General features: G+C 43.7%; 7 protein-coding genes and 3 rRNA genes. 7 read left to right on the top strand and 3 right to left on the bottom strand.

Annotated features, from left to right (window positions below; translation table 11 throughout):
• The first annotated feature begins 3 nt into the window (after positions 1-3).
• Genes ntrB through LNTAR_RS16840 form a run of 4 tightly spaced genes read left to right on the top strand, consistent with a single transcriptional unit; the run spans position 4 to position 2,683 of the window.
• On the top strand, positions 4-831 hold the full coding sequence (gene ntrB / locus LNTAR_RS16825) for a nitrate ABC transporter permease (protein ID WP_007279945.1): 828 nt from the start codon (positions 4-6) through the stop codon (positions 829-831).
• A 3-nt stretch (positions 832-834) separates the two neighbouring features.
• Positions 835-1,677 (top strand): ABC transporter ATP-binding protein, encoded by an 843-nt coding sequence (locus tag LNTAR_RS16830; RefSeq protein WP_007279946.1) that lies wholly within the window; start codon positions 835-837, stop codon positions 1,675-1,677.
• 51 nt (positions 1,678-1,728) lie between these two features.
• The gene (gene cynS / locus LNTAR_RS16835) at positions 1,729-2,169 is read left to right on the top strand and encodes a cyanase (RefSeq protein WP_007279947.1); all 441 of its coding nucleotides are present in this window, start codon (positions 1,729-1,731) and stop codon (positions 2,167-2,169) included.
• 43 nt (positions 2,170-2,212) lie between these two features.
• On the top strand, positions 2,213-2,683 hold the full coding sequence (locus LNTAR_RS16840) for a nuclear transport factor 2 family protein (protein ID WP_007279948.1): 471 nt from the start codon (positions 2,213-2,215) through the stop codon (positions 2,681-2,683).
• Between the two features lie 62 nt (positions 2,684-2,745).
• Here the strand turns inward: LNTAR_RS16840 and LNTAR_RS16845 are convergent, their stop codons facing one another.
• Complete coding sequence (locus LNTAR_RS16845) at positions 2,746-3,195, bottom strand: dihydrofolate reductase (RefSeq protein ID WP_007279949.1); 450 nt, start codon at positions 3,193-3,195, stop codon at positions 2,746-2,748.
• Positions 3,196-3,657: 462 nt separating this feature from the next.
• On the opposite strand from LNTAR_RS16845, the gene LNTAR_RS16850 reads away from it, so the two are divergent.
• The 3 genes from LNTAR_RS16850 to rrf all read left to right on the top strand — a co-directional run bounded on the left by LNTAR_RS16850 (position 3,658) and on the right by rrf (position 8,649).
• Positions 3,658-5,174, top strand: a 16S ribosomal RNA gene (locus LNTAR_RS16850).
• Positions 5,175-5,493: 319 nt separating this feature from the next.
• Positions 5,494-8,407, top strand: a 23S ribosomal RNA gene (locus tag LNTAR_RS16855).
• 127 nt (positions 8,408-8,534) lie between these two features.
• A 5S ribosomal RNA gene (gene rrf / locus LNTAR_RS16860) occupies positions 8,535-8,649 on the top strand.
• The 16S, 23S and 5S rRNA genes sit together here, the layout of an rRNA operon.
• Positions 8,650-9,052: 403 nt before the next feature.
• On the opposite strand, the gene LNTAR_RS16865 is transcribed toward rrf, so the two are convergent.
• Both LNTAR_RS16865 and LNTAR_RS16870 read right to left on the bottom strand, forming a co-directional pair.
• Positions 9,053-9,571 carry a thioredoxin-like domain-containing protein gene (locus LNTAR_RS16865; RefSeq protein ID WP_007279951.1) on the bottom strand — a complete coding sequence of 173 codons (519 nt, stop codon included), beginning with the start codon at positions 9,569-9,571 and terminating at the stop codon, positions 9,053-9,055.
• A gap of 165 nt (positions 9,572-9,736) precedes the next feature.
• Entirely contained in the window at positions 9,737-11,350 is a 1,614-nt protein-coding gene (locus LNTAR_RS16870; RefSeq protein ID WP_007279952.1) for a fumarate hydratase, read from the bottom strand.
• Positions 11,351-11,407: the final 57 nt, after the last annotated feature.

The following is an 11,407-nucleotide window of genomic DNA, read 5'->3' on the forward strand; positions in this document are numbered from 1 at the left end:
GAATTGAGCTCGATTAACCTAAAGGCAGCCTTTCTATCAGTAGTTATACTGTTAGTGGGGCTCGCCCTTTGGGAGGTACTCAATCAACCTCCCGAAGCAAGTGAAGCACTTGATGAATTTGCTTTGTTAATGGGGGGAGCTGATCAAGAAGCTAGAGTTCCTCCGCCATCAAAAGTTTTTAAACACGCTTATGATGAACTTAAGGATCCCTTTTATGATGCAGGACCCAATGACAAAGGCATAGGGATACAGCTATTTTATTCCTTAGTTCGTGTCTTACTAGGTTTTTTTGCGGCTGCCGCAATAGCCATACCACTTGGCTTTGTTGTGGGTATGTCTGAATTGATGTATAAAGCTTTGAATCCATTTATTCAAATACTCAAGCCGATATCACCCTTAGCGTGGATGCCCTTAGCATTATTCGTAATTAAAGATTCTGAAAAGTCGGCAATTTTTGTAATTTTCATTTGCTCTATATGGCCAATGTTATTAAATACTGCTTTTGGAGTCGCTAATGTTAGGAAAGACTGGGTAAAAGTAGCTCAAACACATGAACTTAGTAAGCTTAAAACGGCGTTTAGTGTCATTCTTCCTGCCTCTGCACCAACCATATTTACGGGTATGCGTATTTCCATAGGGATTGCATGGTTAGTGATTGTTGCTGCCGAGATGCTTGTTGGTGGCACCGGTATTGGTTATTACGTTTGGAATGAATGGAATAATTTAGATCTGAATAGTGTAATCTTCTCGATTATAATGATTGGCTTAGTGGGAATGACCCTGGATCTAATTTTGAATGCGTTATCGCGTCTCGTGGTATATGAGGAATAGTAAATGAAGAGTTTTTTAACATTAGAGTGTTTAACAAAAACATTCCCAGCGAGAAAAAAAGAACCAGAATACATCGTTTTTGAAGACGTGAGTTACACAATAGATAAAGGAGAGTTTGTCTGTATTATAGGTCACTCTGGCTGCGGTAAATCAACAATACTCAATGTCTTGGCTGGTTTAGATAAGCCATCTACGGGGTATATATCAATGGATGGGAAAGAAGTCATAGGCTCAAGTCTCGATAGAGGAGTCGTGTTTCAAAACTATAGTCTTTTGCCGTGGCTAACAGCTCTACAAAATGTTGTTTTTGGCGTCAAAGCACGCTTTCCAAATAAAAGTAAAATCGAAATTAAAGAGCACAGTTTGAAATACCTTAAGATGGTCGGATTAGCAGAAAATGTTAATAAAAAACCATCTGAATTGTCGGGAGGGATGCGCCAAAGAGTTAGTATTGCAAGAGCCTTTGCAACACATCCAAAATTACTTTTGCTTGATGAACCTTTCGGAGCATTAGATGCCTTGACAAGAGGTAATATTCAGGATGAGCTTATAAAGATTTGGGGAGAAACAAAGCAAACCGTCTTCATGATTACTCATGATGTAGATGAAGCTATTTTATTAGCCGATAAAATAATTCTTATGTCCAATGGACCTAAAGCGTGCATTGCTGAAGAAGTTATTGTCAATCTACCTAGACCGCGTGAACGTGGCAAAATTATTGATGAGGAGGGGTATTATAAAATACGTAAACACCTCATCAAATTTTTGGTGGAAAGGTCCTCTGATTTCAAAGGAGACAAGAGGCGAAAAACTCCTTTGATAGTAGATCCAACAAAAGAAAAATAAACAAATAATCTTTAGTATAGGCTAAAGAATCAATAAAAACTGGAGATAACAATGAATAAATCACTCATGACAGAAAAAATAATTGCAGCCAAGGAAAGTAAAGGTTTCACATGGGAAACAATAGCAAGTGAAGTAGGGGTTGCCCCAGTATATCTAGCTTCAGTTTGTTTAGGGATGAATAGTATAGTGCCAGAAAAAGCAAGTGTGTTGGCGGCGTTCCTCGGTTTAGAGGATGATGTGACCAAAGCACTCTCGGAGTTCCCACCAAAGATATGGGATCAAACTGTAGCTACAGATCCTTTAATCTATCGTTTTTATGAGATCGCTGGCGTATATGGTGAAAGTGTTAGGCAAGTAGTACAAGAAGAATTTGGCGATGGGATTATGAGTGCAATTGACTTCAAACTTGATATTGAGAGAGAGGAAGATCCAAAAGGCGATAGAGTTAAAATAATCCTTAACGGTAAATTCCTTCCCTATAAAGCGTGGTAATTAGCTTCTCTCTCAAGTATTTATAATATAATGAGAATCAATAATGATTGAAGCAAAAGCACCTTTTCCACCTTTTACTCATGAAACTGCGGTATTAAAAGTCCGCATGGCCGAGAATGCTTGGAATGGGAAAAACCCTGAAGCTGTCGCCATGGCGTATACAAAAGATAGTAAGTGGAGAAATAGATCCGAGTTTATCAATGGACGCGATAGTATCGTTGCATTTCTAAAGGATAAATGGGATAAAGAAACTGATTATCGTTTAATAAAAGAGCTGTGGGCATTCGATGGTAATCGCATAGCCGTAAGATTTGCCTATGAATGGCACGATGAGAATAATAATTGGTTTAGGTCTTATGGGAATGAAAATTGGGAATTTAACAATGAAGGATTAATGAAAACAAGGATGGCTAGTATTAATGACTTAGCAATAAGTGAAGATGAACGACTCATGCATTGGGATTCAGGTATAAGACCGGAAGAGCATCCAAGTTTATCTGATTTAGGTTTTTAATTTACTTATTTGAAATAATCTATTCTAATCGCCCATGCAAAGGCTAAAGAAGTAATACTTCTTTAGCCTTTTTTTCTATATATATAATAATCATATTCGGGCAGTTCTTCGTGGTGCTGAACTTCCCAGATATTAGCGTCAATATTAGGGAAATAGATACTTCCTTCATAGTCGCCTTTAATCACACTTATATATAGTCTGTCGGCATGGGGCATCGCGAGCTTATAAACTTCAGCGCCACCAGTAACAAAAATATCGTTCTCACCACAGGCCTTGATGGCGTCTTCTATATTATTATAGTAATTCGTTCCCTGTGATCTACTCGATAATATATGGACTTGTTCATCTTTTAGATCTAAACCAGATATCTCGAAGGTTTTGCGACCCACGATGATTTTCTTTCCCTTTACAGTATCTAAGTAGCGTTGGTATTCCTCTTCTACTTTCCAAGGCAAAGCTTTGCCCGTGCCGATGAGGCCGTTTTTATCCATGGCACTAATGAGTGAAAGCATGTGTATTGATCCTAATGAATTTAAATCTGAATATATTTATGAGCTAAAGATAATCAAATTGGGTGGGAAAATTGTGTTGATTCAGTGTGGTTTGGTAGAAAGAGCTCAAAATTTTGAAAAAAATGGAAAAAGTCAATTTTACCTAAGTGCTTATTAATCAACAAAACGAAGCACAAGGCGTCCATGTGTTAGGGGATTAATTAAGAAAAAGTCAAGAAAAGATTAAAAAGCGGGTTGCGGAAAAAAGAACTGGCGATAACCTAAGGGCCTCGTCAGAAACGACGGGAACAAAACGAAGCCGAAAGCGTGCTAATCGAGTAAGAAAAAAGAAGATGTTTGATAGTTGAATTATATGATAGTAACGGGCTCCTAAATCATTTAAATGATTTAAGAGTTAATTTTTTCGAGAGAAAACTCAATATAAAAATATAAGTAATTAAGTCGGATACAAACACAATCAATTGATTGGAGAGTTTGATCCTGGCTCAGAATGAATGCTGGCGGCATGGATTAGGCATGCAAGTTGAACGAGAAGTTCACTTCGGTGAATGGAAAGTGGCGAAAGGGTGAGTAACGCGTGAATAATCTGCCCCTAAGTTTGGAACAACAGTTGGAAACGACTGCTAATACCGGATGTGACTATCAAGACGCATGTTTTGATATTTAAAGGTTACGCTTAGGGATGAGTTCGCGTGCCATTATGCTAGTTGGTAAGGTAACGGCTTACCAAGGCTATGACGGCTAGGTGGTCTGAGAGGACGATCACCCACACTGGGACTGAGACACTGCCCAGACTCCTGCGGGAGGCTGCAGTCGAGAATCTTCCGCAATGCGCGAAAGCGTGACGGAGCAATGCCGCGTGATCGAAGACGGCCTTCGGGTTGTAAAGATCTGTCAGGGGGGAAAAACGATGATGGTACCCCCAGAGGAAGCCACGGCTAACTACGTGCCAGCAGCCGCGGTAATACGTAGGTGGCGAGCATTATTCGGAATTACTGGGCGTAAAGGGTCCGCAGGTGGTTTACTAAGTCAGATGTGAAATTTCAGTGCTTAACACTGAACCTGCATTTGAAACTGGTAGACTAGAGTATGTGAGAGGTAAGCGGAATTTGTGGTGTAGCGGTGGAATGCGTAGATATCACAAGGAAGACCAAAGGCGAAGGCAGCTTACTGGCACAATACTGACACTCATGGACGAAGGCTAAGGTAGCGAAAAGGATTAGATACCCTTGTAGTCTTTAGCAGTAAACGTTGTACACTCGATGTTGGTCTGGTTAGTCGGATCAGTGTCTAAGCTAACGCGATAAGTGTACCGCCTGGGAAGTACGGTCGCAAGACTAAAACTCAAAGGAATTGACGGGGGCCCGCACAAGCGGTGGAGCATGTGGCTTAATTCGAGGCAACGCGAAGAACCTTACCCGGGTTTGACATTGAGCGACGTTCGGTGAAAGTCGAATTCCCTTCGGGGCGCAAAAACAGGTGCTGCATGGCTGTCGTCAGCTCGTGCTGTGAAGTGTTCGGTTAAGTCCGGCAACGAGCGCAACCCATATCCTTACTTGCTAACAGGTAATGCTGAGAACCTTAAGGAGACTGCCCGTGTTAAGCGGGAGGAAGGTGTGGACGACGTCAAGTCAGTATGGCCCTTACACCCGGGGCTGCACACGTGCTACAATGGCCGGTACAAAGGGCAGCGACATAGTGATATGGAGCGAATCCCCAAAACCGGTCTCAGTACGGATTGGAGTCTGCAACTCGACTCCATGAAGATGGAATCGCTAGTAAATGGGCATCAGCTACGGCTCATTGAATACGTTCCCGGGCCTTGTACACACCGCCCGTCACATCATGGGAGCTGAGTTCACCCGAAGTCGTTGCGCCAACCTGCTTGCAGGAGGCAGACGCCGAAGGTGGGCTTAGTGACTGGGATGAAGTCGTAACAAGGTAGCCGTTGGGGAACCAGCGGCTGGATCACCTCCTTTTTAAGGAATGAAAAAGACTAACCTCTTTAAGACTTCGGTCTTTATAGAGTGCTTTTTACAAGACTTATTACCCCGTTACTATCGTATAATTCAAATATCAAGCGCTGAGAACAGCACTTCGATATAAGATCTTTGAAAGGAAGAAAACAATAGAATGAAAGAGTCAAAGTATAATTGAGGTCTTTTAACTTTTATAAGTTAAAGGAACCAACCAAAAAACAATTTATACCAAGATCGCAAACCAAAAGAATACAAGACAAAGAAAGACTTAGTAGAGATTAGGTGTGTCGCTGAAGATATTATTTTTAATATTTTTGGTGGACAAGCTAGTAAGGGTGTATGATGGATGCCTTGGCACTAACAGGCGATGAAGGACGCGTTAAGCTGCGAAAATCCTCGGGGAGCTGCAAAAGAGCTTTGATCCGGGGGTATCCGAATGGGGAAACCCAACTGGAGTTATGTCCAGTTATCCCTAACTGAATAAATAGGTTAGGGAAGCGAACCTAGGGAAGTGAAACATCTCAGTACCTAGAGGAAAAGAAATCAACCGAGATTGCGCTAGTAGCGGCGAGCGAACGCGCAAGAGCCTAAACCTAAAAGCATGCTTTTAGGGGTTGCGGGACCTGCAACATTGTATTGAAGAGATAGCTGAATAGTTTGGAAAATCCAACCACAGAGGGTGATAGTCCCGTAAGCGAAATTTCTTTAATATATAGCGGGTATCCCAAGTAGGGCCGGACACGTGAAACCCGGTCTGAATCAGGGAGGGCCACCTTCCAAGGCTAAATACTCGTTAGTGACCGATAGTGAACCAGTACCGTGAGGGAAAGGCGAAAAGAACCCCGTAAGGGGAGTGAAATAGAACCTGAAATCATACATCTACAAAGTGTGGGTCATCTTTATATGATGTACCGCATGCCTTTTGCATAATGAGTCTGCGACTTACTGTATACGGCAAGGTTAAGTTATTAAACGGAGCCGAGCGAAGCGAGTACGAATAGTGCGATTTAGTCGTATGCAGTAGACCCGAAACTGAGTGATCTATCCATGAGCAGGTTGAAGCCCGAGTAACATCGGGTGGAGGACCGAACCATTGCGTGCTGAAAAACGCTTGGATGACTTGTGGATAGGGGTGAAAGGCCAATCAAACTCAGTGATAGCTGGTTCTCTCCGAAATAGCTTTAGGGCTAGCCTTGAGTGCTTCTTTACGGGGGTAGAGCTACTGATTTTTCGCGGGCCCTTACCGGGGTACCAACAAATATCAAACTCCGAATACCGTAAATTTATGAGCTCAGGAGTCAGTCTATGTGGGACAAGCCGCATAGACAAAAGGGAAACAGCCCAGATCGCCGTCTAAGGCCCCCAAGATGGGCTAAGTGGAATTAAGGATGTGGAGTTGCTTGGACAATCAGGATGTTGGCTTAGAGGCAGCCACCATTTAAAGAGTGCGTAATAGCTCACTGATCGAGTGATTCTGCGCCGAAAATAATCGGGACTAAAGCCCATTGCCGAAGACGCGACCCAGCTTGCTGGGGGTAGGAGAGCGTTCTATGCAGGAGTGAAGCTTGATGGAAACAACAGGTGGACCGCATAGAAGTGAGAATGCAGACATAAGTAACGAAAAACCGGGTGTGAATCCCGGTCACCGAAATCCGAAGGTTTCCTGGGCAAGGTTCGTCCCCCCAGGGTTAGTCGGACCCTAAGGCGAGGCCCAACGGCGTAGTCGATGGACAACAGGTTAATATTCCTGTACTAGCTAAGTGTAGTGATGAAGGGACGCGGAAGGAAAATGTTAATGACTGATGGATTAGTCATACCAAGCAGGCAATTCGTAGAGTAGGAAAATCCGCTTTACATAAGAACCAACTGTGATGGGGCGAAGAAACCCTCGGGTGGAACCGTCTAACATGGAACCATGCTGCCAAGAAAAGCTTCTAAGCGTCTGATGCTTAGTTATCCGTACTAAAACCGACACAGGTAGGAAGGTCGAGTAGACTAAGGTGCGCGAGAGAAACCACGTTAAGGAACTCGGCAAATTAGCCCCGTAACTTCGGGAGAAGGGGTGCCCCCTCAGGGGGGCCGCAGTTAAGAGGTCTGGGCGACTGTTTAGCAAAAACATAGCACTCTGCAAACTCGAAAGAGGAAGTATAGGGTGTGACACGTGACCAATGCCAAAAGGTCAAATGGAGAGGTTAGCCTTCGGGCGAAGCTTCGAAATGAAGCCCTGGTGAATGTCGGCCGTAACTATAACGGTCCTAAGGTAGCGAAATTCCTTGTCGGGTAAGTTCCGACCTGCACGAATCGTGTAACGATCCAGACACTGTCTCAACGTGGATCTCGGTGAAATTGTAGTTCCGGTGAAAATGCCGGATACCCGCAGATGGACGGAAAGACCCCATGAACCTTTACTGTAATCTGATATTGTTGTTCGGACTAATATGTGTAGCATAAGTGGGAGACTGTGAACTTGCGTCGTCAGGCGTTTGTGAGTCGTCAGTGAAATACCACCCTTATTAGTTTGGGCATCTAACCCCACGTCCGTGAATCCGGATGGGGGACAGTTTCAGAGGGTCAGTTTGACTGGGGCGGTTTCCTCCTAAAATGTAACGGAGGAGCTCGAAGGTCTACTCAGCATGGTCAGCAATCATGCGTAGAGCGTAAGGGTAGAAGTAGGCTTTACTGTAACACCGACAGGTGGAGCAGTTGCGAAAGCAGGACCTAGTGATCCAGCGGTGGAAAGTGGTATCGCCGTTGCTCATCGGATAAAAGGTACTCTGGGGATAACAGGCTTATCGCACCCAAGCGTCCATAGCGACGGTGCGGTTTGGCACCTCGATGTCGGCTCATCACATCCTGGGGCTGAAGAAGGTCCCAAGGGTCCGGCTGTTCGCCGGTTAAAGTGGTACGCGAGCTGGGTTCAGAACGTCGTGAGACAGTTCGGTCCTTATCCTCTGCGGGCGTAGGATATTTGATAGGAGCATTCCCTAGTACGAGAGGACCGGGAATGAGTGACCTCTGGTGTTCCAGTTGTACCGCCAGGTGCATTGCTGGGTAGCTAAGTCGCGAAAGGATAAGCGCTGAAAGCATCTAAGCGCCAAGCCCCCCTAAAGATGAGATATCCCAGGATTTATCCTCTAAAGGCTACAGGAAGACTACCTGTTCGATAGGCTGGAGATGTAAGCATAGCAATATGTTCAGTTGACCAGTACTAATCAGCCGTGAGGCTTGTCCACCTCTTTTTTAGTTGTCATCACTCGATGTCACCTAAAAAAGATAATAAGCACACACACACTAACTCATACTAAGTTAGGTCTTGCGATCTTATCTTTCATCACTAAGTTTTCTTCCCAACATTTTCCGGCTGGTAACCACAGCGGAGGAGCCACACCCGATCCCATCCCGAACTCGGTAGTTAAGACCTCCAGCGCCGATGGTACTGCAGTTAAGACTGTGGGAGAGCAGGTCGTTGCCAGCCTTTTTTTTCGAAGCGCATATCTTAGGATATGCGCTTTTTTTTTGTAGTATTACCACAAAGGCGGATGAGTCTATTAGATAGAAATCATCCTGCCCTAGAGGTAGATCTGGCTAAGTCCGGAAGTGCTACCACACAGGTAGTTCAGGCTTCAAGCCGAAATTTTTAGAGCGCATATCTTAGGATATGCGCTTTTTTTTGTGCCTAGATAGAGTCTAAGCAATAGGACTTCTAGGACTTATGGGACTTATGGGACTCGCTTGAGTTCAGCACTTAAGCGGGCAGGGATGCCCGCGCTCCCAGGTAAGTTAGGATTCCGCATTGAATGCGGTGCTCCTAGGAAATTTACACAAAAAAATCCACAGTTGTGAAACTGTGGATTGAGAATGTTGATAAAAAATTGGGTTTAGCGCCCCATTAATTCATCCATCTTTTTAAGGGCAACCGAAGGGCCTCGGTATTTTTTACCTTCATAGCTATGAGCAAGAACTTTACCTTCTTTATCAATTAAGACTAAGCAGGGGATGCCATTGCCACCGTATTTTTTTAGGTCCACATACTTCATCTTACTGAACTTAACTGTCGGCCAAGGCATCTTGTAATCTTGCATGTATTTCTCAGAGGCTTTTTCACTTCTATCACTGGTGTAAAAAATGAGCTCAAATTTATCCTTTTCTGCGTATTTATTGTAGTACTCAACTAAAGAAGGTGTGAATTTACGACACGGTGGGCACCAACTAGCTGAGAAATAGATCATAACATAATCTTTTTTACTTAAGTCAAGCCCTTTAATTTTACGACCATCTTCGTTAACAAGATACTTTTCTAAACTTTTCCAAGATTCTGCCTTTGTGTAATCGACTTTTTTATCTTTTGCATTGACGCAGAAGCATAATAATAACATGATAAATGCTAGTTTTTTCATAGACTCACTTTCCATATATTAACTGAGTTAAGTTATTACTATGCTAATAAATACTGGGAATCCAAATTCATTTTCAAATAGCCCTTTTAATTAATTAAAATTTAAAGACAAAAAAAGCCACTGAGAGAACTCAGTGGCTGATGAAGTGGAACTTAAGTGAAGGGCTTAAATTCCTGCGAAGAAGTCTTCACCCTTATTGTTGATGATAACAAAAGCAGGGAAATCTTTTACTTGGATTTTCCAAATCGCTTCCATGCCGAGTTCTTCGTATTCTTGAACTTCAACTTTAGTGATGACGTCTTTACCGAGGATTGCGGCTGGGCCACCGATGGAGCCAAGATAGAAGCCGCCATATTTACCGCAAGCTTCACGTACTTGTTTGGAACGATTACCTTTTGCAAGCATAATCATGCTGCCACCAGCTTCTTGGAAAGGGTCGACGTAGGGATCCATGCGCTGAGCAGTGGTGGGGCCAAATGAACCCGAGGCAAGGCCTTCTGGTGTTTTTGCGGGGCCCGCATAATAAACAGGGTATTGTTTCATGTAATCCGGCATGTCTTCACCCGCATCTAAACGCTCTTTGAGTTTAGCGTGAGCAATATCACGGGCAACAATGATTGTTCCTGATAGATTGACACGGGTCATGACTGGAGAGTCTTTGAGTTTAGCTAAGTTGTCAGCCATGGGATCATCGAGATTCAGATCAATAACTTCAACTCTTTCGGCGGGGTTATTCGCTGTATCTGGGAGGTGTTTTTCTGGGTGTTCTTCGAGTTGCTCGATGAAGACACCTTCTTTAGTGATTTTACCTTTTATATTACGGTCCGCAGAACATGAGACACCCATGCCAACGGGGCAAGAAGCACCGTGACGTGGAAGACGAATGACGCGCACATCGTGACAGAAATACTTGCCACCGAATTGAGCACCCAAGCCACACTCACGTGAGATTTGGAGGATTTGTTCTTCGAGTTTAGTATCACGGAAAGCGCGACCAGTCATGTCACCTTCAGTAGGGAGTGTGTCGAGGTAACCAGCAGAAGCAAGTTTTACTGTTTTGAGATTCATTTCTGCTGAAGTTCCACCAATAACGAGTGCTAAGTGGTAAGGAGGACAGGCAGCTGTACCAAGGTCAGTAATATGGGTTTTAACAAACTCGAGCATTGAGACTTCGTTGAGAAGCGCCTTAGTTTTTTGGTAGAGGTAAGTTTTGTTGGCTGAACCGCCACCTTTAGCCAGCATGAGGAATTTGTATTCATCGCCTTGAGTCGAGTAAATATCAATTTGGGCAGGGAGATTAGTGCCAGTGTTTTTCTCTGTATACATATCGAGGGGAGCAACTTGCGAAAAGCGCAAATTAGCTTTGGTGTAAATTTCGTGGACACCGCGTGAAAGTGCTTCAGCATCGTCAAAACCAGTGATGACGCGCTCGCCCTTTTTACCCATGATGATCGCCGTTCCCGTATCTTGGCAAGAAGGTAAAACTTTTTGTGCGGCAATCACAGCATTTTTTAGAAGTTGGCTAGCAACGAATTTATCATTTTCAGAGGCTTCTGGATCACGGAGAATAGATGAGAGTGAGTCGAGGTGTTTCGCTCTTAGAAAATGACTGACGTCATAGAAAGCTTCGCAAGCCATTTTTTGAAGAGCTTCAGGTTCTACTTTGAGAAATTCTTGATCGCCGCATGAAACGGAGCTGACGCCTTCTTTGCCGATAAATTTGTACTGGGTTTCATCTTTCCCAAACTGGAAGATGGGACTGTAGCTGAAGTCTGCCATGATATTTCCTTGTTATTTGCTATAAGCGCAAAAAATTGTACGCAAAATGAGTTCAAA

Origin of the sequence: Lentisphaera araneosa HTCC2155 (assembly GCF_000170755.1) — a bacterium.
Taxonomy (GTDB): Bacteria; Verrucomicrobiota; Lentisphaeria; order Lentisphaerales; family Lentisphaeraceae; genus Lentisphaera; species Lentisphaera araneosa.

Coding starts and splice junctions, on each gene's coding strand:
- LNTAR_RS16830 (WP_007279946.1), top strand. CDS start 835: ATGAAGAGTTTTTTAACATTAGAGTGTTTAACAAAAACATTCCCAGCG.
- cynS (WP_007279947.1), top strand. CDS start 1,729: ATGAATAAATCACTCATGACAGAAAAAATAATTGCAGCCAAGGAAAGT.
- LNTAR_RS16840 (WP_007279948.1), top strand. CDS start 2,213: ATGATTGAAGCAAAAGCACCTTTTCCACCTTTTACTCATGAAACTGCG.
- LNTAR_RS16845 (WP_007279949.1), bottom strand. CDS start 3,195: ATGCTTTCACTCATTAGTGCCATGGATAAAAACGGCCTCATCGGCACG.
- LNTAR_RS16865 (WP_007279951.1), bottom strand. CDS start 9,571: ATGAAAAAACTAGCATTTATCATGTTATTATTATGCTTCTGCGTCAAT.
- LNTAR_RS16870 (WP_007279952.1), bottom strand. CDS start 11,350: ATGGCAGACTTCAGCTACAGTCCCATCTTCCAGTTTGGGAAAGATGAA.